This window comes from Streptomyces sp. LUP30, from assembly GCF_001746365.1.
Lineage (GTDB): Bacteria > Actinomycetota > Actinomycetes > Streptomycetales > Streptomycetaceae > Streptomyces.
This window is the reverse complement of the sequence record NZ_MJAJ01000010.1, coordinates 24,803-49,447: the sequence shown is the minus strand read 5'-3', so window position 1 is coordinate 49,447 and position 24,645 is coordinate 24,803. Positions and strand designations below refer to the sequence as shown.

At 73.4% G+C, this 24,645-nt stretch carries 24 protein-coding genes; 7 read left to right on the top strand and 17 right to left on the bottom strand.

The genetic code is table 11. From position 1 onward, the window contains the following. Positions 1 to 81 precede the first annotated feature (81 nt). A complete protein-coding gene (locus BG482_RS11445; RefSeq protein WP_069768853.1) occupies positions 82 to 1,119 on the bottom strand; it encodes an LLM class flavin-dependent oxidoreductase in 1,038 nt (345 codons plus the stop codon). Between the two features lie 112 nt (positions 1,120 to 1,231). Here BG482_RS11445 and BG482_RS11440 point away from each other — a divergent pair, with 112 nt between their 5' ends. Beyond that, on the top strand, positions 1,232 to 1,723 hold the full coding sequence (locus tag BG482_RS11440) for a hypothetical protein (protein WP_069768852.1): 492 nt from the start codon (positions 1,232 to 1,234) through the stop codon (positions 1,721 to 1,723). A gap of 62 nt (positions 1,724 to 1,785) precedes the next feature. On the opposite strand, the gene BG482_RS11435 is transcribed toward BG482_RS11440, so the two are convergent. Continuing rightward, positions 1,786 to 2,001, bottom strand: coding sequence for a dodecin (locus tag BG482_RS11435; protein ID WP_069768851.1), 216 nt, complete (start codon positions 1,999 to 2,001; stop codon positions 1,786 to 1,788). A gap of 240 nt (positions 2,002 to 2,241) precedes the next feature. Here BG482_RS11435 and BG482_RS11430 point away from each other — a divergent pair, with 240 nt between their 5' ends. Continuing rightward, on the top strand, positions 2,242 to 3,501 hold the full coding sequence (locus BG482_RS11430; protein ID WP_069768941.1) for an extracellular solute-binding protein: 1,260 nt from the start codon (positions 2,242 to 2,244) through the stop codon (positions 3,499 to 3,501). A gap of 73 nt (positions 3,502 to 3,574) precedes the next feature. On the opposite strand, the gene egtD is transcribed toward BG482_RS11430, so the two are convergent. From egtD to egtA, 4 genes are read right to left on the bottom strand one after another with little or no spacing between them, the layout of a single operon-like run. Further along, on the bottom strand, positions 3,575 to 4,537 hold the full coding sequence (gene egtD, locus BG482_RS11425) for an L-histidine N(alpha)-methyltransferase (RefSeq protein ID WP_069768850.1): 963 nt from the start codon (positions 4,535 to 4,537) through the stop codon (positions 3,575 to 3,577). Continuing rightward, entirely contained in the window at positions 4,534 to 5,325 is a 792-nt protein-coding gene (egtC, locus tag BG482_RS11420; RefSeq protein ID WP_069768849.1) for an ergothioneine biosynthesis protein EgtC, read from the bottom strand. The genes egtD and egtC overlap by 4 nt, the downstream gene beginning before the upstream one ends. Continuing rightward, positions 5,325 to 6,677 carry an ergothioneine biosynthesis protein EgtB gene (gene egtB / locus BG482_RS11415; RefSeq protein ID WP_069768848.1) on the bottom strand — a complete coding sequence of 451 codons (1,353 nt, stop codon included), beginning with the start codon at positions 6,675 to 6,677 and terminating at the stop codon, positions 5,325 to 5,327. The genes egtC and egtB overlap by 1 nt, the downstream gene beginning before the upstream one ends. Then, the gene (egtA, locus tag BG482_RS11410; protein WP_069768847.1) at positions 6,674 to 7,972 is read right to left on the bottom strand and encodes an ergothioneine biosynthesis glutamate--cysteine ligase EgtA; all 1,299 of its coding nucleotides are present in this window, start codon (positions 7,970 to 7,972) and stop codon (positions 6,674 to 6,676) included. Before egtA ends, egtB begins: the two co-directional genes overlap by 4 nt. Before the next feature lie 385 nt (positions 7,973 to 8,357). Between egtA and BG482_RS11405 the strand changes: the two genes are divergently transcribed. Further along, a complete protein-coding gene (locus BG482_RS11405; protein ID WP_079141745.1) occupies positions 8,358 to 9,266 on the top strand; it encodes a TIGR02452 family protein in 909 nt (302 codons plus the stop codon). Here the strand turns inward: BG482_RS11405 and BG482_RS11400 are convergent. The 3 genes from BG482_RS11400 to BG482_RS11390 form a co-directional block, all read right to left on the bottom strand. Next, on the bottom strand, positions 9,251 to 9,697 hold the full coding sequence (locus tag BG482_RS11400; RefSeq protein ID WP_069768846.1) for a type II toxin-antitoxin system PemK/MazF family toxin: 447 nt from the start codon (positions 9,695 to 9,697) through the stop codon (positions 9,251 to 9,253). The genes BG482_RS11405 and BG482_RS11400 overlap by 16 nt on opposite strands. Positions 9,698 to 9,780: 83 nt before the next feature. After that, positions 9,781 to 11,262 (bottom strand): flotillin family protein, encoded by a 1,482-nt coding sequence (locus BG482_RS11395; RefSeq protein ID WP_069768845.1) that lies wholly within the window; start codon positions 11,260 to 11,262, stop codon positions 9,781 to 9,783. Positions 11,263 to 11,416: 154 nt separating this feature from the next. After that, a complete protein-coding gene (locus BG482_RS11390) occupies positions 11,417 to 11,635 on the bottom strand; it encodes a hypothetical protein (protein WP_176741353.1) in 219 nt (72 codons plus the stop codon). A 232-nt stretch (positions 11,636 to 11,867) separates the two neighbouring features. Between BG482_RS11390 and BG482_RS11385 the strand changes: the two genes are divergently transcribed. Then, the gene (locus tag BG482_RS11385) at positions 11,868 to 13,256 is read left to right on the top strand and encodes a glycoside hydrolase family 43 protein (protein ID WP_069768844.1); all 1,389 of its coding nucleotides are present in this window, start codon (positions 11,868 to 11,870) and stop codon (positions 13,254 to 13,256) included. A 130-nt stretch (positions 13,257 to 13,386) separates the two neighbouring features. Here BG482_RS11385 and BG482_RS11380 read toward each other — a convergent pair whose 3' ends face one another. Beyond that, a complete protein-coding gene (locus tag BG482_RS11380) occupies positions 13,387 to 14,517 on the bottom strand; it encodes a PP2C family protein-serine/threonine phosphatase (RefSeq protein WP_069768843.1) in 1,131 nt (376 codons plus the stop codon). Positions 14,518 to 14,691: 174 nt separating this feature from the next. Here BG482_RS11380 and BG482_RS11375 point away from each other — a divergent pair, with 174 nt between their 5' ends. Then, complete coding sequence (locus BG482_RS11375; protein ID WP_256096330.1) at positions 14,692 to 15,165, top strand: hypothetical protein; 474 nt, start codon at positions 14,692 to 14,694, stop codon at positions 15,163 to 15,165. Positions 15,166 to 15,212: 47 nt separating this feature from the next. Then, on the top strand, positions 15,213 to 15,887 hold the full coding sequence (locus BG482_RS11370; RefSeq protein WP_069768842.1) for a formylglycine-generating enzyme family protein: 675 nt from the start codon (positions 15,213 to 15,215) through the stop codon (positions 15,885 to 15,887). Between the two features lie 21 nt (positions 15,888 to 15,908). Here BG482_RS11370 and BG482_RS11365 read toward each other — a convergent pair whose 3' ends face one another. Next, entirely contained in the window at positions 15,909 to 16,364 is a 456-nt protein-coding gene (locus tag BG482_RS11365; RefSeq protein WP_069768841.1) for a MarR family winged helix-turn-helix transcriptional regulator, read from the bottom strand. Between the two features lie 177 nt (positions 16,365 to 16,541). Between BG482_RS11365 and BG482_RS11360 the strand changes: the two genes are divergently transcribed. Next, the gene (locus BG482_RS11360) at positions 16,542 to 17,999 is read left to right on the top strand and encodes an MFS transporter (protein WP_069768840.1); all 1,458 of its coding nucleotides are present in this window, start codon (positions 16,542 to 16,544) and stop codon (positions 17,997 to 17,999) included. Between the two features lie 45 nt (positions 18,000 to 18,044). Here BG482_RS11360 and BG482_RS11355 read toward each other — a convergent pair whose 3' ends face one another. From BG482_RS11355 to BG482_RS11330, 6 genes are all read right to left on the bottom strand, one after another. Further along, entirely contained in the window at positions 18,045 to 18,695 is a 651-nt protein-coding gene (locus BG482_RS11355; RefSeq protein ID WP_069768839.1) for a response regulator transcription factor, read from the bottom strand. Continuing rightward, on the bottom strand, positions 18,692 to 19,951 hold the full coding sequence (locus tag BG482_RS11350) for a sensor histidine kinase (RefSeq protein WP_069768838.1): 1,260 nt from the start codon (positions 19,949 to 19,951) through the stop codon (positions 18,692 to 18,694). The genes BG482_RS11355 and BG482_RS11350 overlap by 4 nt, the downstream gene beginning before the upstream one ends. A 182-nt stretch (positions 19,952 to 20,133) precedes the next feature. Beyond that, on the bottom strand, positions 20,134 to 21,123 hold the full coding sequence (locus BG482_RS11345) for a helix-turn-helix domain-containing protein (protein ID WP_069768837.1): 990 nt from the start codon (positions 21,121 to 21,123) through the stop codon (positions 20,134 to 20,136). A gap of 534 nt (positions 21,124 to 21,657) precedes the next feature. Beyond that, on the bottom strand, positions 21,658 to 22,632 hold the full coding sequence (locus BG482_RS11340) for an alpha/beta hydrolase (protein ID WP_069768836.1): 975 nt from the start codon (positions 22,630 to 22,632) through the stop codon (positions 21,658 to 21,660). Positions 22,633 to 22,791: 159 nt separating this feature from the next. Next, positions 22,792 to 23,739, bottom strand: coding sequence for an FkbM family methyltransferase (locus tag BG482_RS11335; protein WP_069768835.1), 948 nt, complete (start codon positions 23,737 to 23,739; stop codon positions 22,792 to 22,794). Positions 23,740 to 24,060: 321 nt separating this feature from the next. Then, on the bottom strand, positions 24,061 to 24,624 hold the full coding sequence (locus tag BG482_RS11330) for an NAD(P)H-dependent oxidoreductase (RefSeq protein ID WP_069768834.1): 564 nt from the start codon (positions 24,622 to 24,624) through the stop codon (positions 24,061 to 24,063). Between the last annotated feature and the right edge of the window lie 21 nt (positions 24,625 to 24,645).

Genomic DNA, 24,645 nt, shown 5'->3' with positions numbered 1-24,645 from the left:
GAGGGGCGGGACAAACCCCGCAATCCTACGTTCGCCGGTGGTGCGACGCTCGGCGACCGGCGGAGCCGCCCGGGCGGACGCTCAGGCGTACACGTCCGCGTCGGCGTGGGCGTCACCGCGTGCCGCGTGCACGATCGCGGCCAGCCGCCGGTAGGAGTCCAGCAGCGCCGCACGGTCGTGGGTGCTCGTCGTGACGAGGACCTCCTGCGCCCCCGTCTCCTCCAGCAGCGTCTCCAGTTCGTGGGCGACCTGCTCCTCGGAGCCCGCGATCTGCCCGGCGAGGCCGGACTCGTAGAAGCCGCGTTCCTTCGCGGTCATGGTCCGGTTCTCGGCCTGCTCGGCCGGCGGGAGCGGCGGGAAGACGCCGTGGGTGCGCGAGTACGCCATCGACCAGGCCTCCGGAACCAGAAGCCGGCGCGCCGCTTCCGGCGTCGGCGCCACGGCGATCGTCCCGGAGACGACCACGTACGGCTGCGCCGCCCAGACGGAGGGCCGGAAGCCCGCGCGGTAGCGGTCGACGCCGCGCCGCATCCGCTCACGGTCGCGGAGGTCGCCGATGACCATCGGCAGGCCCGCGCGGGCGGCGATCTCCGCCCCGCCGCCCATGGCGAGCACGAACGGCGGCACGCTCAGCCCCCGCGCCGGGTACGCATGCACCCCGTCGGGGGAGGGGCCCCGGAACCAGCCGAGGAGTTCCTCCAGCTGGGCGGCGAAGTCGTCGGCGTCACCCTTGTCCCGGCCGAGCGCCCGGCGCACCCCGTCGGTGAAGCCCACGGAGCGGCCGAGACCCATGTCGATCCGGCCGGGGAACAGCGACTCCAGCACGCCGAACTGTTCGGCGACGACCAGCGGCCGGTGGTTGGGCAGCATCACCCCGCCGGTCCCCACGCGGATCGCGCGCGTCGCCCCGGCCACGGCGGCGGCCAGCACGGTGGGCGCCGAGCCCGCCACCCCCGGCACACCGTGGTGCTCGGACACCCAGAACCGGTGATAGCCGAGGCGCTCGGCCTCCCTCGCCAGCGCCACGGTGTCCCGCAGCGCCTCCGCGCCGGTGTGCCCCTCGCGGATGCGGGAGCGGTCGAGGACGGAGAAACGGGCGGCGGCGATCGCGGAACTCATACCGGGTTCAACGCCTGGAGGCCGTGAGGATTCCTGGACACCGCGGCTCGTGCGCGTGCAGCCCGCCTTCGGGAGGGGGTGGCGGGGGCCGTCGTCTGCTTAGGGTGGGCCCGTGACCGACAGCAGCAGACGGCCTCTCGCCGTGTTCGATCTGGACAACACCCTGGCCGACACGGCCCACCGACAGCGGTTCCTGGAGCGCAAGCCGCGCGACTGGGACGCGTTCTTCGCGGCCGCGCCGCAGGACCCGCCGATCCCGGAGGGCGTCGCGCTGGCGGTGGCGAGCGCCGAGGAGTGCGAGGTCGTCTACCTCACCGGCCGGCCCGAGCGCTGCCGGCGGGACACGCTGGCCTGGCTCGCCGAGCAGGGGCTGCCCGAGGGCGGCTTGCACATGCGGCGCAACGACGACCGCAGGCCGGCGCGCCGCACCAAGCTGGAGACCCTGCGCCGACTCGCCCGCGGCCGGGACGTGCGCGTCCTGGTGGACGACGACGAACTCGTGTGCGACGACGCCGAACGCGCCGGCTTCACCGTCGTCAGGGCCCGCTGGACCGCCCCTTCGGGCGCGCTGCGGCAGGCCCAGGAGGGGGAGGGCCGCACCTGAGGCCGGCCGGGCGCGGGGTTCCCGCGCCCGGGGGAGCCCCGCGTCCGTACGAGGACGGGACGTCAGTCCGACTCGTCGAGACGGAAGCCGACCTTCAGGCCCACCTGCCAGTGCGCGATGTCGCCGTTCTCGATCTGGCCGCGCACCTGGGTCACCTCGAACCAGTCCAGGTTGCGCAAGGTCCGCGAGGCGCGGGCCAGTCCGTTGCGGACGGCCGCGTCGACGCCGTCCGGCGAGGTGCCGACGATCTCCGTGACCCGGTAGGTGTGGTTCGACATCAGGGTGCTCCTCTCGACCGTGACGGCGTCACGTCGGCGTCGCCACGTGTGTCACGCGTCACTCCACCGTGCCCCAAGCTGCGGCGGAGCGCGAGGCGTCGGACCGTCCGGCCCGATCCTTCCGGTCCCTCTTGACCCCTCGCATTGGTCCATACCAAAATCCTGGACACCCGCACGAGCACCGCGCTCGTCCCCCACGTCGGGCCCCTCGACCTGTCCGCCAGGCAGAACAGGACCCCCGTGAGACGTCGCCTCCTCGCCCTTGTCTGCGTGTCCGCCTTCCTTCTGACCGCCTGTGGGGCGCTGCCCGGGACCGGCGGCGCCGAGCGAAGCACGGTCACGGTGTGGCTGATGAAGGACAGCGCCTCACAGGAGTTCCTGGCCCGGTTCACCGAGGACTTCGAACACGACCACCCCGACCTCGACCTCGACGTCCGCATCCAGGAGTGGACGGGCATCGGCGACAAGGTGCAGGCCGCGCTGAAGGCGGACGACGGGAACGGGCCGGACGTCATCGAGGTCGGCAACACCCAGGTCCCGCAGTACGTCGAGGGACGCGGACTGCTCGACCTGACACTGGAGTCCGCGACGAGGTGGGGACGCGACGACTGGCTGCCCGGCCTCGCCGAACCGGGCCGGCAGCGGTTCCATCAGTACGGCATCCCCTGGTACGCGGCCAACCGGGTGGTGATCTACCGCAAGGACCTCTTCGAGCGGGCCGGCGTCGTCGCCCCGCCCCGCACCCGCGCCGAGTGGCTCGCCGCGACCAGGAAGCTGAACGCGGACGGCGACCAGGGCATCTACCTGGCCGGGCAGGACTGGTACACCCTCGCCGGGTTCGTCTGGGACGAGGGCGGCGACCTCGCCACGGAGGACGGCGGCCGCTGGCAGGGCGCGCTCGACACGTCGGCCGCCCTGCGGGGGATGGACTTCTACCGGCGGCTCCAGTCGCTCGGCGGCGGCCCCGTGGCGGCGGACGAGGAACACCCGCCCCAGGCCGGGGTGTTCGCCGGGGGCAAGGTGGCGCAGATCGTGGCCGTGCCCGGACTCGCCCGCGCCGTGCTGCAACAGAACCCGGCCCTGCGGGACCGGTTGGGCTTCTTCCCCGTGCCCGGCAAGAGCGCGGGGCGGCCCGGCGCCGTCTTCACGGGAGGCTCCGACCTCGTCGTCCCCCGCAACACCGATGTGCGGGAAGGCGCCGTCGCGGTGGTCTCCGCGCTGACCGGCGCCCGGTGGGACACCGAGCTGGCCCGCACCATGAACTACGTGCCGAACAAGGCGAAGCTGGCGAAGGCCGTCGCCGGCGAGGAGGGGGTCGCCGCCATGGCGGCGGGGGCCGCGCAGGGTCGCGCGACCCCCAGCACGCCCGAGTGGGCCGCCGTCGAGGCGGACAACCCCATCAAGGGCTACATGACGAAGGTCCTCACCGGCTCCGACCCGGCGACCGAGGCCCGCCGTGCCTCACACCGCATCACCGAGGCGCTGACGGTCACCTACTGACAGCCGCCCGTCCCGCCCGGCAGCCGCCTGGCGTCCGTCCGGCCGTCGCTCGACGATCGCCGGGCGGGGGCCGCTACCGGGCGGTGGACGACGACAGCGCGAATCGTCCCGCGCGGTCGGTCCACCAGTGCGTCAACTCCATTCCGGCGGAGGCCAGTTCCGCGCGCACCCCCTCCTCCCGGAACTTCGCCGACACCTCGGTGCGCAGCTCCTCGCCGGCCGCGAAGTCGACGGCCAGGTCGAGCGCGGGCACCTTCACCGTCTGCGCCGTGCGGGAGCGCAGCCGCATCTCGATCCATTCGTCGTGCGCATTCCACAGCGCGACGTGGTCGAAGGCGCCGGCGTCGAAGTCGGCGCCCAACTCCCGGTTGACCACGGTCAGGACGTTCTTGTTGAACGCGGCGGTCACCCCGGCCGCGTCGTCGTACGCGGGCACCAGCACCCCCTCGTCCTTGACGAGGTCGGTGCCGAGCAGCAGCGTGTCGCCCGGCGCGAGCATCGCGCGCACCGAGGTCAGGAACTCCGCTCGCTCGGCCGGGAGCAGATTGCCGATCGTGCCCCCGAGGAAGGCGAGCAGCCGGGGCCCCGGGGTGTCGGGCAGCGTGAGGGCGGCCGTGAAGTCGGCGATCAGGGCGTGCACGTTCAGCCCGGGCCGTTCGGTGATCAGTGCCTGCCCGGCTCGGGTGAGCGCGCTCTCGCTGACGTCGACGGGCACGTAGGTGTCCAGGTCGGTCATGGCGTCGATGAGGTGGCGGGTCTTCTCCGAGGAGCCCGAGCCGAGTTCGACGAGCGTGCGGGCGCGGGCCGCCGCGGCGATCTCGCCGGAGCGGTCCACGAGGATCTCGCGCTCGGCGCGCGTCGGGTAGTACTCGGGCAGTTCGGTGATCCGCTCGAACAGGTCGCTGCCGTGCGCGTCGTAGAACCACTTCGGCGGCAGCGTCTTCGGGGTCGCGGTGAGGCCGCGCAGGACGTCGTCGCGCAGGGCGGCGTCCGTGGCGTCCACGGGGAGGGTGCGGGTGATCTGGAACGGGCTCACGTGCCGGTCTCCTCGAGTGGTGCGGATGCCGCGTCCGGGCTCTGGTCCTTGAGCGGGGTGAGCAGGACGTCGGCGCGGCTCGCCACGAGCAGGGTGCGGTCCGGGACCTCCTGCCAGCGCGGATCGTCGTCGTACGGTTCGGAGGCCACGACCGTGCTCAGGCCGGGCTCCGTCAGGTACCACAGGGTGTCGCCCCAGGCCGTCGCGGCGATGGTGGCGCCGTCGGTGAGCAGCAGGTTCAGGCGGGACCCGGGGGCCGCTTCGGCGACCTCCAGGACCGTGTCCGCCAGTGCCTGGCCCTCGGTGTCACCGCCGCGCAGCCGGGCCAGCACCAGCGCCCAGACGAACGCCGAGTCGTTGCGGGCCTCCATCGACAGCAGCGCGGAGGCGGGCAGCGTCCCGGCGAGCGGTTCCAGCGAGCCCGGCCAGCCGGTCACGGCCCCGTTGTGGCTGAACAGCCTGCCCTCGGCCGCGTACGGCGCCGCGGCGGCCTCGGCGTCGGCGCCGGCCAGCGTGGCGTCGCGTACGGCGGCCAGCAGCGCCCGGCTGCGCACCACCCGCGCCAGGTCGGCGAAGGACAGGTCCGCCCAGATCGGTCCGGCCCTGCGGTAGCGCGCCGGCGCCGGGTCGCCGTCGGCGTACCAGCCGACCCCGAAGCCGTCGGCGTTGACCGTCCCGTACCGCTGCCGCCGGGGCGCCCACGACTGGCGGTACAGGGCGTGCGGAGGCTCCACGAGGAGCCGTCCCAGCGGCTCCTCGGGCCCCAGATAGGCCAGGTGACGGCACATCAGACGGTCTCCGAGCGGGCCGTGCGGAAGCCGGAGAAGATCTGCCGCCGGATCGGATAGTCCCAGTTGCGGAAGGTACCCCGGCAGGCGACCTGGTCGACCGCGAACGAACCGCCGCGCAGCACCTTGTACTCGGGGCCGAAGAACACCTCCGAGTACTCCTTGTACGGGAAGGCCCGGAAGCCGGGGTACGGAAGGAAGTCGCTGGACGTCCACTCCCAGACGTCCCCGATCAACTGCCGTACGCCGAGCGGGGACTCACCGGCCGGGTAGCTGCCGGCGGGGGCCGGTCGCAGGTGGCGCTGGCCGAGGTTGGCGTGCTCGGGCCCGGGATCGGCGTCGCCCCACGGATAGCGCGTCGAGCCGCCGGTGGCGGGGTCGAAGCGGGCCGCCTTCTCCCACTCCGCCTCGGTGGGCAGCCGGCGTCCGGCCCAGCGGGCGTAGGCGTCGGCCTCGTACCAGCACACGTGCAGCACCGGCTCCTCGGGCGGCACGACCTCGGTCGTCCCGAAGCGGCTGCGCAGCCACTGGCCGCCGTCACGCCGCCAGAACAGCGGGGCGTGGATGCCGTGCGCGCGGATGTGCGCCCAGCCCTCCTTCGTCCACCAGCGTTCCTGGTCGTACCCGCCGTCCTCGATGAACGCCCGGTAGGCGCCGTTGGTCACCGGGGTGGTGTCGATACGGAAGGGCGCGACCTCGCGCCGGTGCGCGGGCAGTTCGTTGTCCAGCGCCCAGGGCTCGCCGGAGGCGCCCATCGTGAACGGACCGCCCGGCACCAGGACTTCGGCCGGGCCGGTGGACAGGGGCGCCGGGTCCGGGTCCGGCGCGGTCAGCGCCGGTGGGCCCGAGCGGAGCTGATGGGTGATCAGCATGGTCTCGTCGTGCTGCTGTTCGTGCTGCGCGATCATCCCGAAGGCGAAGCCCGCCTCCGTCAGGCGGGTGCCGTGGAAGTCGGCCGACTCCAGCATGTCCAGCACCCGGCCGCGTACCTCGGCCGCGTACCGGCGGGCCTCGGCGGGCGGCAGCAGCGGCAGCGTGGGCCGTTCGGCGCGCGAGTGCTCGAAGGCGTCGTAGAGGCCGTCGATCTCGGGGCGCAGCGCCTCCCGGCCGGCCACCGCGCGCAGCAGCCACAGTTCTTCCTGGTTGCCTATGTGCGCGAGGTCCCATACCAGCGGCGACATCAGCGGGGAGTGCTGGGCGGTGAGGTCGGGCTCCTCGACGCAGCTCGTCAGCAGCGTGGTGCGCTCGCGGGCCGTGGTGAGCGAGGTGAGCACCCGGGTGCGGAGGGTGTCCGCGTCCGGAGCGGGCTCGGCGCTCGGCGCGGGCTCGGTTTCCCGTGCGGGCTCGGTCATGAGCGAGGATCCTTCCCGTTCGCGCGGGCGTCGCCGCGCAGGCGGTCGAGCTGGTCGTCGGCCGGGGTGCGGCCCCGGCGGACGTAGCGGTCGAGGTAGTCCGCCACGGCCGCCATGACGGCGTCGTCCGCGCCGAGGCGGGGCAGCGCCCGCAGGGCGGTCTCGAAACAGGCGACGGCGGTCTCGTGCAGCTCGGGGTCGGCCAGCCCGTGGCGGGCGGCGTCGGTCCACAGCGGATTGTGCGGGGCGGGCAGCGGCCGCGCCCGCTCGGCGAGCGGCTTCACCGCCCGGTAGGCGCTCTCGGCGGCCTCCGGATCCTCGAACAGCGCCGTCGTCACCGCGAGCGGGACGATCCAGCCGTCGTCGCCGGGCTGGGCGTCGATCATGCGCAGCTCCAGGTGGCCGCGCGGTCTGACCGGCGGGAACAGGGTGCTGATGTGGTAGTCGAGGTCCTCCCGGGTCGGGGCTCCCGTCCGGGTCCACTCCCGGAACGTGAGCCGCTCCGGCACGTCCCACGGGCCGCCCTCGCGCCGTACGCACATCACCGGGGAGTCCAGCACGTGCCGGGCCCAGTCGGCCCGGGGATCGCCGTCCAGGACGGGCCCGCCCGCGCGGCCGGCGCCGATCTCCATCCACAGCAGCTGCCGGGTGGAACGCCAGCCGGTGGGAGCGCCGTCGAGCAGCGGGGAGTTGGCGAAGGCCGCCACCAGCACCGCGCCCAGCGTGTGCGACAGCCACCAGCGCCGCCCGAGCCCCAGCGGGCCGGGCTCCTCGTAACCGGCGTCGAGGCAGACCTGCACGGAGGCCGAGGCGCACATCATGGCCCGGCCGGCCGGGCCCGTGCGGTCGAGGCAGGCCTCCATGGCGTCGTAGCGGGGTTCGCGCAGGAAGCGGCGCGGTGTGCGCCAGGGATCCGTGCCGCTGCCGACGAGAGCGAGGTCGTGCTCGTGCAGGACCGCGCGGACGGCGGTGAGATCGGCGGAGACGGTGCGCACGCACTCGGTGAGGGAGGCGGCCGGCGGCGAGCTCAGCTCCAGCTGGCCGCCGGGTTCGACGGTGAGCGGAGAGCTCAGCGGCACGGTGCGCAGTGCTGCGTAAGCGGTTTCGAGTCGTTCGGGTGTGACGGGGAGCCGCGGCGAGCGCAGCTCGTGGACGAGCCATTCCAGTTCCACCCCGACGGCGCGGGGCGGGCCGGTCTTGAAACAGATGCCCCTGACCAGCGCCTCCACCTCGGCTTCGGTGAGGGCGGTGCGGGGCTCCGCTTCGTCGGTACAGTCGCTGACCGAGTCGGACATGTCGGGATCCTCCTGAGATTCCACCATGCCACCGGTCCGACCCCGGTGCGGGTCGGACCGGCATAGCTCGTACCACCCAAGACCCTCGATCCGATCCGCACAAGGGTACAGAACGGGACTTTCGCGACCGTTGATCTCGGATTTCGGGTCGTTTCCTTGTCGATTCCCTGCCGTTTCACCGCCGGTTTCCCGACCGCTCGCCGCCGGTTTCGACCTGCTTCCCTGCTTTTCCCGGCTCATGCCCGACGCGCTCCGGACACCGGGAAACTGTGTTGCACGCGATGTCCAGGATCACTCACGATGCGTGTATGAGCACGACGGGGGAGGCGGGCGGGGCACGAGCCGCCGCGCACCGCACGGTCATGGCGTCCACGGGGGTGGCGCCATGAGCGCGCGGTTGCGCGGCATCGCACGGGAGACGGAGGAGATCGTCGCGGCAGGCCGCTACCGCGCGCCCGACGGGCGCGAGGTAGCTCTCGCCGCGGCGATCGAGGCGGCCCGCGCGGGCACCCGCCTGCTGGGACCGGATCCCGTCGGCCTGCCCCCGGCGGCGCCCGCCGACACGGTCGTCGAGGTCACCGGCGAGAGCAGCCTGGAGGCCGCCCGGCGTCTCGTCGGCGCCCCGGTCGCCGTCCTCGACTTCGCCTCCGCGCGCAATCCCGGAGGCGGATACCTCAACGGGGCCCAGGCGCAGGAGGAGGCCCTGTGCCGGGCTTCCGCGCTGTACACCTGCCTGACCACGGCCCGGCGGTTCTACGACCACCACCGCGCCCACCGCGACCCGTTCTACACCGACCGCGTCATCCACGCACCGGCCGTGCCCGTCTTCCGGGACGACCGCGGGCGTCTGCTGGACGACCCGTTCCGCGTCGGATTCCTGGCGGCGGCCGCGCCGAACGCGGGCGTGGTGCTGCGCACGGCGCCGGAGCGCGCGCCCGAACTGCCACGCGCGCTGGCCGTCCGAGCGGAGCGGGTCCTGGAGACGGCCGCAGCACACGGCTACCGGCGCCTGGTGCTGGGCGCCTGGGGCTGCGGGGTGTTCCGCAACGATCCCGCGCAGGTGGCGGGAGCGTTCCGCGCCCTGCTCGACCGGAGCGGACGCTTCGGCGAGACCTTCGAGCACGTGGTGTTCGGGGTACTGGACCGGACGCCTGGGCGTACGGTCCAGGGAGCCTTCGAAACGGCTTTCGCGAAGCTCTCCGGTATCCCGCGGCTCTCCCGTTTCCCGCGGTCCTCCGGTCTCCCGCGGTCCTCCGGGCCGCGCGGCCCGGAGGGCGCTCAGGTCCAGCCGTAGCGCTCGTGCAGCCGCTGCCGCACGAGGTTGAACCGCATCCGGTCCAGCGCGCACGCCTCCCGGCGCATGCCGTCCTCGTGCAGTCGCAGGACGCGGTCGACGTCCACCCAGGAGTCGCGCCCCGTCCGGTCCCACGGCCCGCTGCCGATCGGCACCCACTCGCGGTCGCCGTCGTGCCGCTTGCTGGAGAGCTGTACGGCGAGGAAGGTGCCGCCCGCCTCCCGGGCGACGACGAGGACCGGACGGTCCTTGCCGCGGCCGTCGTTCTCCTCGAAGGGCACCCAGGTCCAGACGATCTCGCCGGGATCCGGGTCGCCGTCGTGGGCGGGGGAGTACTCGGTGCGCACCCGGCCGACCTCGCGGGGGTCGGCCTCGACGGTGGCGGTGGGGCCGGAACGGCCCGGAACATCTGCATCGGTAAACGCGGTCACGGGGGCACCTTAAGGGCTGTCCCCGTGACCGCGTTTCACCGGTGTGGTCTCACTCCTTCCTCACCCGCGGTGCGGCCGGCGTGTCAGCTCTCCTCGACCGGCACCTTCTGCGAGGGCGGTTTCGCGATCCCGTTGAGAGGCGAAGTCCCGCTCGGCGCCTGCCCGTTCTGGTTCATCGAGGCGAGCAGCTGACGGGCCAGACCGAGCCCCGTCCCGCCCATGGTGAGCGCCTTGGCGAACACGTCCGCCATCCCGTCCGCGCCGTTGAGCAGCACCATGTTGTCGACGTTGCCGAAGGCGGAGGCGCCCGCCTTCACGATCTCCGGCCAGTTCTCGGCGAGTTGCTGGGCGACGACCGCCTCCTGGTTCTCGGCGAGGGCGGCGGCGCGGGCCTTGATGGCCTCCGCCTCCGCGAGACCCTGTGCCTTCGCCGCCTCGGCCGCCGCCAGGCCCCTGGCCTGTGCGGACGCCGCTTCGGCCTCACCGGTGGCCCGGGTGGCGGCCGCGGAGGCCTCACCCCGGCTCCTGGTCGCCTCGGCCTCGGCGCCCGCGGCGGCCTTGACCCGGGTCGCCTCGGCGGCGGCCGCGAGCTCCGTCTCCTTCGCCTTGGCCTGCGCCGCCGAGATCCGGGCGTCGCGCTCCGCCTCGGCCAGCGTGCGCTTCTCGTACGCCTTGGCGTCCGCGGGCTTGCGCACGTCCGCCTGGAGCTGCTGTTCGCGTCGCTGTGCCTCGAGTTCGGCGACCCGTGTCTCCTGGACGACGACCTCCTGCCGCGAGGCCGCGTCGGCGAGGGGTCCCGCCTGGCGGGCCTTGGCGCCCGCCTTGTCCCGCTCGGCCTGGTAGCCGGCCTGGAGGATCTCGCTGTCCCGGGTGGCCTCCGCCATCCGGGCGAACGAGGCCTGCTCCGCCTCCGTGGCGAGCCGGTTCGCCTCCGCCTGCGCGATCCGCGCGTCCCGCTGCACGGCCGCCGCGTGCGGCATCGCCATGTTCTTGATGTAACCGGTCGGGTCCTCGATCTCGTGGATCTGGAGCGAGTCCACGATCAGGCCCAGCTTCTCCATCTCCGTACCGCAGGCGGCACGGGTCTGCCCCGTGAGCTTCTCCCGGTCGCGGATCATGTCCTCGACCGTCAACCCGCCCACGATGGACCGCAGATGACCGGCGAAGACGTTGTGCACCCGCTCCGACATCAGCTTCTGCTGGTCGAGGAAGCGCCGGGCGGCGTTGGCGATCGACACGAAGTCGTCGCCCACCTTGAAGATGACCACGCCCCGCACCTTGAGCGGAATGCCCTGGTGCGTCACGCAGTCCACATGCAGTTCGGTCTCGTTCAGGTCGAGCGACAGTTTGCGCACCACCTGCACACCGGGCATGACCATCGTCCCGCGCCCGGTGACGATGCGGAATCCCATGCCCGCCTCGAGGCCCTCGGTGCGGTGGTTGGAGCCCGAGATGACGAGTGCCTCGTTGGGCTCCGCGACCCGCCACATCATCTTGAACAGACCGATCAGAGCGAGGACGGCGACAACCGCCACCCCCGCAACGACGCCGACGATCATCGGCATACGCCCCCTTGTGATGGTGCCCTTTCGGCACCGAACGAAGGGAGTGTGCGCCTGTCCGGCCGCACGGTGAAGGTGGCGGCAAATCCTTGTTGCAATCTTGACGCTTACGTTTCAGAAGGCGTACGAAGCGGCTCTCACCTGGGCCGCAGTGGGCTCAACTGTCGTACGCGCGCGTGACGTAGACCGTTCTGGGCGGCAGGTGCTCCACCACCATCACCACCGTGCCGCACTCGATGCGGGCGGCGCCGTCCGCCGCGTGCGCGAGGAAGTGCTCGGCTCCGCCGCGCACCCTCACGATCACCTCGCCGACGAGCCCCGGCCCGATCGTCCCGGTGACCCGCCCCATGAGCCCGACCATCGACGCATCGTCCATGGTCACAGAGTACGGGCGGAACCCGCTCGTCCGGCCGGGCGGTCCACGACCGCTTCCTGCGGCCGTCCGTCGGCCGCCCGGTCGCGGAGCGCCGGGGGCGTCACAGGCGTCCCACAGGCATCCTCCGTTCCTGCGTAAAGGATTGACGGGCCCCTGCCGCACCCTTACTTTCTGATCGACTTTCCGAACTTTGTTCGGGATTTCGGACCTTGAGCCGTAGGAGAGCCGCACCATGACGACACGCCCCCACACCCCGTCCCGTCGTTCCCTGTTGCGGGCGATGGCCGCCCTGCCCGTCGCCGGACTGGTGCTCGGCGAGGCGCCCGGCCTGCTCGGCACGGCCCTCGCGGCCGCGCCGGCCGCCGGATCGGCCACCCGGTACACCATCGTCCCGTTCCTCGACAGCAACGACGGAACGGTGAACGTCTACCAGTCCGACGACGCGACGGACTTCCGGCTGGTGCAGTCCTCCGCCTACACCCCGCCCGGCAACCGCATCCGGGACGCGAGCGTCTTCAGGCACACCAACGGCTACTACTACCTCACCTACACCACCCACACCTGGCAGGACGCCAGCACCACCATCGGCTTCGCCCGCAGCTCCGACCGGGTCAACTGGACGTTCCTGTACGACTACACGGTGCCGATCGCCAACCTGTCCCGCGCCTGGGCCCCCGAGTGGTTCGTCGACAGCGACGGCAGCGTCAACGTCATCGTGTCCTGCTCGGTGACCAGCGACGAGTGGATCTTCACCCCCTATCTGCTGAAGGCCACCGACTCCGCGCTCACCGCCTGGACCTCACCGGTCGCGCTGTCCGGCATCGGACCGAACCACATCGACACGTACATCGTGAAGACCGGGTCGACCTACCACGCGTTCACCAAGAACGAGACGGCCAAGTACATCGAGTACGGCACGGCGTCGAACCTCGCCGGCCCCTACACGATCACCCGGACCGGGGACTGGGCGGGCTGGGGCAGCTACCGCGAGGGCCCGTCCGTCATCCAGCTCGACAACGGCGGCTGGCGCATCTTCTTCGACGGCTACGGCGACGGCAACTACTACTACAGCGACAGCTACGACGCCTTCGCCACCTGGAGCGCGCCCAAGGCGCTGCCCGGCATCTCCGGCACGGCGCGCCACTTCACCGTCATCAAGGAGACCGTGACGGGCGGCCCGGCCCTGACGAAGAACGTCACGCGCTCGCTGCGCTCGGCCAACTACACCACCCGCTACTGGCAGGAGCAGTCGGCCCTGCTCAATCTGCCCGTGGTGACGGGCTCCAGCACCACCGCCGAGAAGCAGGCGTCCACCTTCACGGTCGTGGCCGGCCTCGCCGACGCGAACGCCTGCTCCTTCCGCGACGCGGCCGGCAAATACCTGCGCCATTATTCCTTCCGCGGACGCTTCGACCCGAACGACGGCACGTCCACCTTCGCGAGGGACGCCACCTTCATCGCCCGGACGGGGCCGACGAGCGGTTCGGTCCGCTTCGAGTCGTACAACTACCCCGGCTACTACCTGCGCCACTACAACTACCAGCTGCGCGTCGAACAGTCCGACGGCACCGACCTGTTCCGTCAGGACAGCTCGTTCGTGGCGGCGACCGCCTGGGCCTGACCGGTGGTGCCCCGAGCCGGGACGTGACCGAGCTCAGCGCGGCGCGGCCTCGTCCGCCCGGACGGCCCGCAGGGCGCGCTCGACGGTCTCCTCGTTCCCTCTCGGCGGGTTCCCTCCCGGCGGGTCGGCGTCAGCGGGCCGGGGACCGGCGGACGGTCAGGACGGCGACGTCGTCGTGGCGGCGGCCCTCGCTCGCGAACGCCCGGGAGTCCTCGTGCAGCGCCTGTGGCAGCTCGGTGGGCGAGAGGTCCAGGTACTTCGTCAGGCGCTCGTCGACCGGGTAGAACGTGCCGTCGTCGGCTCGGGTCTCGGTGAGCCCGTCGGTGGTCAGCACCAGGGTCGAGCCGGCCGGGAACGCGAACCAGTCCACGGTCGTCGGCTCGACGGCCAGTTCGGCGAGCCCGAGCGGGACGCCCGTGTCCAGGACCGGGGTGGTGACCACGCCTTCGTGCACCAACCGGGGCGGCACATGCCCGCAGTTGACGACCTGCGCCTCCGCGTCCGCGTCGACGCCGATGACGAGAGCGGTGACGAACCGCTCGTCGTCGCCGGTCTGCTCGGCGTAGGAGTTGTGCCGGACGACCGCCGCGTCCAGGGCGTCGACGAGCGCGGTGAGCGTGGCTTCGCGGTGGGCCGCCTCCCGGAAGGCGCCGATGACGGCGAACGCCGCGCCCACGGCGGCCAGTCCCTTGCCCTGCACGTCGCCGATCAGCACCCGCGTGCCCCAGGGCGACGCGACGACGTCGTAGATGTCGCCGCCGACCAGCCGGTCCTCCTGCACCGGCTCGTAGACGCCGTTGACCAGGACGTCGTCGGTGAGCAGGGGCAGCGGGTGCAGGATGTGCCGCTGCATGGCGGCGGCGGTGGAGCGCAGCCGCAGCATCTCGTGCTCGCGTCCGATGCGCCGGTGGCAGGCGTAGACGGAGGCGGCCCCCAGGGCCAGGGTGAGCAGCACCAGCAGCGCACGGTCGAGCCAGCGGCCCCCGTCAGCGGCCCGCACCACCACGGTGAAGGTGACGAACAGGGTGGTCCAGGCGGCGACGAACTTCGTCTGCTGGACGGTGCACAGCGCCGACGCCGTACCGGGCAGGAAGACCAGGAGCCCGAGGAGCCACACCTCGGAACCGGACAGCACCCCGAGGACCTCCACCAGGACCGTCACCGACAGCACGCCGACGACCGTCTCGACGTTGCCCGGAGGCTCGATGGCGTCCAGCGCGTCGAGGGCGTCGGCAGGTCTCTTCCGACGGATACCGGTCATGGGGACTCCCGGGCAGACGGTGATCTCTCTGTACCTTAGACAGGCCGACGGCCCGGCGGCCCGCCGCGGCGGCGCGGGCGGTGAACGGCCGCGGGACGGCCGCCGTACTTTCTGCCGAACGCCCGTCCACCGGCGCGGACAGAAGCGCGCCGGCACGCGAGTACGGAGTGGTACGTGTTTCAGCAGCCCACGGCCCGCCTGGTGCGCGGCGCCGCACTGGCCGGCAGCCTGGCCCTGTTCCCCTTCACCGCCGCGTGCGGCGGCGAGGGCGACACCGACGACAAGAACGCGCCGATGCCGCCCACGGTGACCGCCGCCCCCGAGGCAGGGGTCGTGGCGCCGGCGAAGGTCGAGGTGATCGCCGGGCTGACCGGCTGTACGGCCAGGATCCGCATAGAGGCGGACGAACTGCGTGAGGGCGTCTGCCACACGGAGGGGTCCGACTACGTCATCACCACCTTCCCCGAGGAGCGGCACAAGGAGGCGTGGCTGGAGGCCGCCTCCGCGTACGGAGGGCAGTACCTGGTGGGCTCCCGCTGGGTCGTCAGCGCGCAGCCGGAGGCGCTGGCACGCTTCCGGCCCCAGCTCGGCGGAACCATCCGCCGGCTGCGCGGTACGGGTCCGACCGCCGCGCCGAAGGCGCCGTAGCCTCCCGGGGCTCGCCCGCCCGTTCCCGCTGATGAGATCATCCGCTCATGGACGCGGGGGAGCAGGGCCTGACGATGATCGCCGTGCCGCCGGGCACGGTCACCCTCTCGGACCGGCGGACGCGTCGCAGTTGGGCGGTCGACGTGGCGGGCCACCGGCTGGCGGCGCATCCGGTCACGCGCGAGCAGTACGCGCGCGTCACCGGCCGGCCCGTGTCCGGCGCGGGTACGGACCGGCTGCCCGTCGAGAGCGTGTCCTGGTGGGACGCGGTCCACTTCTGCAACACCCTGTCCGGGCAGGAGGGCCTCACGCCCGCCTACCGGGTGGGGACCGACGGCGAGTCCGTCGACCGGGACGCGTCCGCCGACGGGTACCGGCTGCCCACCGAGGCGGAGTGGGAGCACGCCTGCCGCGCCGGCACCCCGGGACCGCGCTACGGGCCGCTCGACGACATCGCCTGGCACCGGGGCAACTCCGGGGAGCGCCTCCACGAGGTGGGCGGCAGGCTTCCCAACCCGTGGGGCCTGTACGACATGCTCGGCAACGTGTGGGAATGGTGCTGGGACGTCTACGACGCGGAGGTCTACGGCGCCTACCGCGTCCTGCGCGGCGGCGGCTGGTTCGACGAGCACTGGAGCTGCCGGGCCTCGGTGCGCCGCCGCAGCCATCCCACGTTCCGGGTCGACGACGTGGGGTTCCGCGTCGCGCGCACGGCGCGCTGACGAGCGCGAGCGAGCCCGGCGCTAGGGGCGCGGCCAGGGGCGGCCGCCGATGGCCTCGATGCCGTTGTTGAAGCGCCGCAGATAGGCCGCGAACGCGGCGACGTCCTCGTCCGGCCAGTCGGCCATCACCTGACCCAGGGCGTCGACGATCCCCTCGCGCTCCTCTTCCAGCAGGCGCATGCCCTCGTCGGTGAGCCGGAACTTGCGCGCCATGCCGCCCTCGGGATCGGGGATCCGCTCGATGAGCCCGGCCCGCATCGCCGCCGCGGTCTGCCGGTTCAGTGTGGACGCGTCCAGGCCGAACGCGTCGCTGAGCTCCCCGATCGACATGGGCCCCTGGATCCGGATACGGCTCAGCATGATGTACGCACTGCGCTCCATCAGGCTGTTCTTGCGGCGGCCGCCGCGCTGGTTCAGGAACGAGTAGCGGCTGAGCAGCATCTGCTCGTACTCGACCTCGTGGGTCGGCGACTCCATGGGCCCGGCCTCCGGTTTCCGTGCGGCCCGACCATCCTGGCACATCGTGTGCATGCCCCATGCGATGTGGTCGATACATACGACATGTACGATGCACATCCTCACGCCTTCTCCGGCAGCGCGGCCCGCACCCCTCACCGCGCACCCCTCACCCGAACATCCCAGTCGAGGAGTCCCATGGGCGCCCCCGCTCCCCACATCACGGCCCGCCCGGGCGCCGTGATCGCCACACTGGCCTTCGCCGGCACCACGGCGGCCATCATGCAGACGCTGGTCACGCCCCTGATAGCCGAACTGCCGCAGATCCTGGACACCTCGTCCTCGAACGCGGCCTGGGTGATCACGGTCACCCTGCTGGTCGCCGCCGTGTGCGTGCCGGTCGTCGGCCGCCTCGGCGACCTGGTGGGCAAACGCCGCATGCTGCTCGCCTGCTCGGTGCCGCTGATCATCGGCTCGGTGGTGTGCGCCTTCGCCTCCGACGTCGTCACGATGATCGTGGGACGCGGACTCCAGGGCATGGGCATGGGCATGGTGCCGCTCGGCATCGCCCTGCTCCGGGACGTCGTACCGGCGGAGAAGCTGAGCGGCTCCATCGCCCTGGTCAGCGCCTCCATGGGCATCGGCGGCGCCATCGGCCTCCCGCTGGCCGCCGCGGTCGCCCAGTACGCGAACTGGCGGGTCCTGTTCTGGGGCTCCGCCGCGCTGGCGACCGTCGTCGCCGTCCTGATCTTCCTGCTCGTCCCGGACGTCCCCGCCGGCGCCAAGGGCCAGCGCTTCGACCTGCCCGGCGCGGTCGGCCTCGGCGTCGGCCTGGTCTCCCTGCTGCTCGCCGTCTCCAAGGGCGGCGACTGGGGCTGGGCCTCGGCCACCACTCTCGGCCTGTTCGCCCTCGCCCTCGTGGCGCTGCTCGCCTGGGGTATGTGGGAGGTGCGCACCACCGACCCCCTGGTCGACCTGCGCACCACGGCCCGCCCCCGGGTGCTGCTGACCAACGTGGCGTCGGTCTTCATCGGCTTCGGCATGTACGCGAGCATGCTGGTGATGCCGCAGCTGCTGCAGTTCCCCGAGGCCACCGGCTACGGCCTCGGACAGTCGATGCTCGCGGCCGGCCTGTGGATCGCGCCCGGCGGCCTGATGATGATGCTCGTCTCCCCGCTCGGCGGAAAGCTCACCAACGCCCGCGGTCCCAAGTTCACCCTGGTCTGCGGCGCTCTGGTGCTCGCCGCGGGCTACTTCGCCTCCATGGCGCTGATCGGCTCGGCCTGGGGCGTCATGCTGGTCACGATCATCACCAGCAGCGGGGTGGGCCTCGCCTACGGCGCGATGCCCGCGCTGATCATGAGTTCGGTCCCGATCACGGAGACCGCCGCCGCCAACGGCTTCAACACCCTCATGCGCTCACTGGGCACCTCGATCGGCTCCGCCGTCATCGGCGTGATCCTCTCCCAGATGACCACCACCCTGGGCGGCCACACCCTCGCCTCGGAGGCAGGCTTCCGCACCGCGCTCCTCGTCGGAGGCGGACTCGCCCTGGTCTCCGCGGCCGTCGCCGCCGTCATCCCCGGCGCGCGCGCCGCCACGGCCGACGGCGACGGACCCGACCGGGCCGCCGCACCCGAGCAGGCCACGGTCTGAGACCACCGTCGGGGGCGGCCGGGACGCACGGGTCGCCCCCGGCCGCTACGCGAGGTCCAGCAGTCCCCTGCGCACGGCCTCCGACACCGCCGCCGCCCGGTTGTCCGCGCCCAGCTTCCGGTAGACGCGCACCAGATGCGTCTTGACGGTGGCCTCGCTCAGGAACAACGCCTCGGCGATGGAACGGTTGCTCAGCCCGTCGGCCAGCAGCCGCACCACCTCGACCTCCCGCCCGCTCAACTCCCGCTCACCGGACGGGACGTGAGACACCAGCTCGCCCACGACCTCCGGCGCGAGCCCGAGCGCACCGGCGGCCGCGCCGCGCACCGCCCGGAACAGCTCCTCCGGCGGCCCCGCCTTCAGTACATACCCCCGGGCCCCCGCCTCCAGCGCGCGCACCACGTCCGCCCGGCCCGAGTAACTCGTCAGCATCACCACCGCGGTCGCCGGCGCCCCGGCCGCCAGTCTGCGCACCGCCTCGACCCCGTCGATCCCGGACCGGCCCCCGCCGCCGAACCGCAGATCCATCAGGACCACGTCCGGCGCCAGCCGCTCCGCGAGCCGGACGGCCTCCTCCCCGGACGCCGCCTCAGCGGTCACCCGCAGATCCGGCTCGCCCTCCAACAGCGCACGCAACCCGGCCCGTACGACGGCATGGTCGTCCGCGACCAGCAGCCGCAACGGAGCGCCGCTCACCGGACGGCCGCGGCACGTGGCGTCCCGGCCGGCCGGAGCACCGGCGCCGCGGGGACCGTCGCCCGCACGGAAGTGCCCCGCCCCGGCGCGCTGCCCACCTCGAGATCGCCGCCGCACTCGCGCAGCCGTGCCCGGGCCGCGGGGAGTCCAAGACCTCGCGCGGCCCGGGACGGGACATCGGGTCGGCCGGTCACGAACCCGGCGCCGTCGTCCCGCACTTCGAGCTCCACGCGGTCCACCCGGGCCTCCAGGGTGACCTGCACGTTCACCGCGCGGGCGTGCTCGCGCACATTGGCCAGCGTGCTCTGCGCGACCCGGAACAGGGTCGCCGCCGTCCGCCCGTCGAGGACCGGCCGGCGGGCGCCGACGGAGCGGAACCGCACACGGGCCGCGGCGCCCTCCGCCTCGGCGCGGGCGCACAGCAGTCGCAGCGCGTCCTCCAGCCCGGCCTCGTCGACGGCGGACGGCGTCAGGTCGCGGATGATCCTGCGGGTCTCGAGGAGATTGGCGTGCAGCCCGTCGGCGACCGCCCGCACCCGGGTGCGCGCCACCTCCGGCCGCGCGTCCCAGTCGCGCTGCGCGGCCTGCAGCAGCATGACGCCGCCGGAGAGCTCCTGGGCCAGCGTGTCGTGCAGGTCCCGGGCGATCCGGGCCCGCTCGGCCAGCACCCCGGCCTGCCGCTGCTGCCGGGCCAGGACGTCGCGGGCGCCGCGCAACTCCTCGACCAGACGCAGCCGTTCGGCGGCGGAGCGCTGCTGGGAGCGGTAGAGGGCGACCGTGCCCCACACGGCGGCCACCGGGATCAGGACGATCTCCGGATCGAACCCGCCGGCGCTGCGGGCGAGTTGGCCGGCGAGGACGACCGTGAGGGCGGCCACCGCCACCACGGCCGCCCGCCGACCGAGCACCCGCAGTGCCGCACACGCCAGCGGCAGGGCGCCCCACGCGTAGGCCTTGGTGAGGGAGAAGGGAGCGAGGAGGACCAGCCCGGTCCACAGCCCCCACAACGCCGCGACCCACAGTCGTCCGCCGACCCGCCCCAGCCGCTGCCCGGCGGCGAGCCCGCCCGTGTACACCAGCGCCAGCATCGCGCTGACGCCGACGATCTCCCAGCACAGCCCGATCCCGGACTGCACCAGCCGCACCAGTCCGGCGCCGACCACGACGAAGAAGGTGGCGTGGGCGAGGAGATCGGGCGTCGGCCGGCTCCCGCGAACGGCCCTCGCAAGGGTGCGGACGGAAGCGCGATCGGTCACGGGATACCCCTTGGACGATGATCCGTTCGAACAGGGGGCCCGAGTCTATCCGGCGACCGTAGGGACGGTGTGAATCCTGCCGGGCGGTCACCCGGCGCCCGCGGGAGCCCGGCGCCGGATCGCCCCCACTCCGCCGCACACGCGGCGGCAGTCTGCGGTCCGCGAGTGCTCCGGGGGCGCGGCTACGAGCGCGTCAGCCGGCGCATGGTCAGCGCGAGGTGCAGCCGCAGCCGGCCCTGGGGGGTGCGCACCGGCCATCCCAGCAGATGCTCGGCGTGGGCCAGCCGGTCCTGGAGCGTGCTGTGGTGGACGTTCGCCTCGGCCGCCGCCGCCCGCAGACTCGCCGTCGCGGCGACGGCATGGAGGGTGGCGAGCGACCAGGGGGCGTCCGCGGCGGCGGCCTCGACCGCCTGGACGTCCGCCGGTGCTTCGGCCCCCGGTACGACGAGGTCGGCCAGCAGGGCGATGCCTCCGAGCTCGTCGGCGTGCACGACCCGCGGACCGGGGTCCTGCGCGGTGCCCTCCGCGGCGAACCTGAGCGCGGTGCGGGCGGCGGCCCAGGAGCGGGGCAGGCCCGTCACGGGCGCCGCGGGCCCGACTCCGGCCCGGCCGACGGCGACGGGGTGCCGGAGGCCGGCGGGCAGCACCCGGGGCGGGCCGTCGGGCACGGCCACGGCGCGGAAGGAGGCGGCGGGGTCGAGGCCGAGCCGGCGGGCCGCGTGCAGCCGGGCCGGATCGGCCGCGGTGGCGTCGACGAGGGTCTCGACCAGCGCGGGATCGTCCAGCGGCGCCCGTCCACGGGTGCGGTCGAGCACGAGGCGTGCCGCGCCGGCCGCCCGCTCCAGGATCACGGCGTCGACGACGCTCGGCTGTGCGTCGGCGCGTTCCAGCCACAGGGCGGGCGCGCCACCCGGCGTCAGGGCCGCGGACGGCCACGTCGGGTCCGGCGGGAGGCCGGTGTCCCGGCGCGTGCCGTCCGCCTCCACCCGGACGCGCACCAGCCGGTCGGGATCGACGAGTCGCGCGGGCACCCCGGACAGCACCGCGGCCCCGCGCACCAGCGCCTCCACCCCGGCCCGCGACTCGGCCAGCCGGTCGAAGTAGGCGATGACCTGTACGGCCGCCCCGGCGTCGGGATCCAGTGCGGTCAGCCGTCCGGCCAGCTCTTTCATACGGCCATGATGCGCCACCGGAACCGTCCTGCGGAGGTTCGCGACCCACGCCCGCGGGCGAGGAACCCGCTCGCCCGTGGTCCGGAGCGCGATCACGCCGGTAGACCTTGACCCCGCCGATCCGGCCGATCCGGCCGATCCGGCGGCGGCGCGCTGCCGGATCCGTCTCGTCGGGCTCGTCCCGCCGATTCGGCCCTGTCGTGGCTGCGCCCGGCGGGCCGGGCGGGGGCGTGGGCCGGCCGGTGCCGGAGGGCGATCACCCGGTGGCGTCGGCTCGGGCACCCGGCGGCCGCAGCCGCCGCACCAGGTTCGCCACCTCAGGCCCGCCGCACGGGATCCGCCGCCTGGGCCCGTCGCACCCGTCCGTTCGGCCCGGTCCGTTTCGGCCCGGCCGCCGTCCGTCGGGGGCAGGGGCGGGCGGGCGTACGACGGGCCGGCGGTCGGTCCGTCTCCCCCCGTGACCCGTGCCCCCGGTGTGCGCCGGAGTCGGGGGCGGGACGGCCGGACGGGCTGTGGAGCGCCGTGGGTGGCGGGCTACTCGGCGAGCAGTCGTCGCAGCCAGTCCAGGTGGGCCGCCCGCGCCGACCTGGACAGCGCGACCTGCGGTGCGAAGCCGTCGAACCCGTGGAAGCCGCCCGGCCAGACATGCAGTTCGGCGATTCCGCCGGCCTGCCAGATCCGGGAGGCGTACGCGACGACCTCGTCCCGGAAGGTCTCCGCGGAGCCCACGTCGAGGAAGGCCGGGGGCAGCCCGGACAGGTCCTCGGCGCGGGCCGGCGCCGCGTACGGGGAGACGTCCGGGCCGCCGCGGCGTTCGCCGAGCAGAGCCGTCCACCCGGTCTCGTTGGCCGTGCGGTCCCAGACGCCGACTCCTGCCATCTGGTGGCTGGAACAGGTGTCGTTGCGGTCGTCCAGCATCGGGCACATCAGCAGCTGGCCGAGCGGCCGCGGTCCCCGGCGGTCGCGCAGCATCAGGGCAAGCGCGGCGGTGAGGCCGCCGCCCGCGCTGGCTCCGGCGATGACGATCCGTTCCGGGTCCGCGCCCAGTTCCCCGGCGTGCTCCGCCGTCCACAGCAGACCGGTGTACACGTCCTCGACCGGCGCCGGATGCGGGTGCTCGGGCGCCAGCCGGTACTCCACGGACACCACGACCATGTCGAGTTCGCGGGCCCAGTCGAGGACCGCGTCCACGCCGACCCGTCTGTCGCCGAGGACCATCCCGCCGCCATGCGTGTGGTAGACGACCGGGCGGGGCCGGTTCGGGGCCGGCGAGGTCGGACGGCAGATCAGCAGGGAGATCTCGGGGGCGCCCTCTGATCCCGGGATCGTGCGGTCCTCGACCTCGAAGGCCCCGCCCACGGTCAGGTCGAGCTGGGCGAGCAGTTCGATGCCCGGCCCCTGGCGGACGGCTTCGACGTCCTCCAGGGACAGCCCCGGCTGGATCATGTCTTTGATGAGTTCCAGGGCGGCGGCGAGCTCGGGGTCGAAGGGCGGCGGCTGGGACGTCATGGGCTACTCCTCGTGCGGAACGCGGATGCGCGGCGGCTCGTGCCGCTCATGTTCGGTCTGCCGGCCGCCTTCCCGAGCACCGCCGTACGGCGGAACCTGCCCGCCATTCGGCGGGTGACACGGCCGCAGGCCGAGGCGCCGCCCGTCCGCCCTCCGGCTCTACGGCGTGGGCGCCGCGTCCGCGCGCATCAGCACGCAGTCGAACTCGATCACGCGTCCCGTGGTCGCCTCGCGCGTCACCGGGTACATCCCCGTGATGCCGAAGCCCGCCGCCTCGTACGTCGCGACGGCCTCGCCCATGCCGGGGCTGCCCTCGTACAGTTTGAGCACCGCGACCTCGGACTGCATGCCCACGAACTCCGCCGTCCGCTCCCCGCCTCCGGCGAACACCTCCAGGTCGTAGCCCTGGGTGTCCATCTTGAGGAACGGACGCGGTTCGGCGAGGCCCTCCAGTGCCTCGTCCATGACGTCCGCCAGCCGGCGGACGCGGATCTCCTCGGTGTCGGCCTGGGTGAAGCGGCTGTAGCGGTCCTTGCCGTAGTCGCTCGCCGACAGCAGGGAGTTCATCGTCTTCCAGCCGGTGTGGATCTGCGCCGTCGTCTCCTCGCGGCCCAGACCGCACTGGAACACCTGCCAGGCGGGGTCGTCCGCGGCGGCCTTCTCCAGCCGGGCGAACGTCTCCGAGGTGGGTTCGAAGGACACGATCCGGCCGGTGTAGCCGAGCCTGCGCAGCCGCTTGGCGTACTGGCCGGTGTTGGCTCCGACGTCGAAGACGCAGTTCACCCCGTACAGCTCCAGCATCGCGGTGACGTGCTGGGTGCACAGGTACTCGGCGGCGGCCAGCTGCAGTTTGCGCTCGTCGCGCCGGTCCGGGGCGGGCATGAGGAGGAGGGCTTCGGTGTCGCCCAGTCGCACGGCCTCGCCGTCGTCCACCACGGGGCGTTCGCCGTCCCGGGTCCGCCGCAGCACCCAGGTGTCCCTGCCCGCGCCGGTGGCCCGGTACGGACGGCCACGGCGGGCGACCACCGCCGTTCCCGGCCCGAGGTCGGTCACCTGGACGCCGATGCGGGGCATCAGAGCCAGCAGTCGTCGATAAAGGGTCTGCATCCTCCCAGCCCTATCAGACGGGACGGCGGGCGGTCTGCGGCTTGGACCACTTTCGACCGTCCGTCCGACGGCTCGGTGTCCGAGTGTCCGCGGGCGCGGCCTCCGGCCGTCGGGCGAGGGCGTTTCGCCACCCGGTGCGACGCGTCCGCCGCGTGCACCCGGCGTCCCGGCGCCGCGGCGCCGCGGCGCCGGGACGCCGGGTGCCGAACCGGGCCGGGGCCCGCGGCGGCGCGCGGGCGGACGCGTGTGAACGCCCGAACGGGGCCCGGAGAGATCTCCGGGCCCCGTTCGGCGTCCGTCACCTGCGGTGCGGGACCGGGCTCAGGCGGCTTCGGTCTCGCCCGCGTGGCCGTGCAGACGGGCGACGACCTCGGTCAGCTGCGCGGCGACCTCGGCGTCGTCCACCGGGTGGGTCTCGGCGAAGCGGGTCAGGGAGCCCGGGATGGAGAGCTTGAGGTCCTCGATCACCTTGCCGCCGGCGATGCCCACGGCCTTGCGGGCCTCGTCCTGCGCCCACACGCCGCCGAACTGGCCGAACGCGGTGCCGACCACGGCGACGGGCTTGCCGCCGAAGGCGCCGGCGCCGTAGGGGCGGGACAGCCAGTCGATGGCGTTCTTCAGCACGGCCGGGATGGTGCCGTTGTACTCGGGGGAGAAGAGCAGGAAGGCGTCGGCGGCCTGGGCGGACGCACGCAGCTTGGCGGCGGCGGCCGGCACGCTGCCCTCGACGTCGAGGTCCTCGTTGTAGAACGGAATCTCGGCCAGGCCCTCGAAGAGGTCGACCTCGGCGCCCTCGGGAGCGACCTTGACGGCCGCCTCGGCGAGCTGGCGGTTGGTCGAACCGGCGCGGAGGCTGCCGACGAGCGCAAGGATGCGGACAGACATGGGTACTCCCAGAGGCTGAAA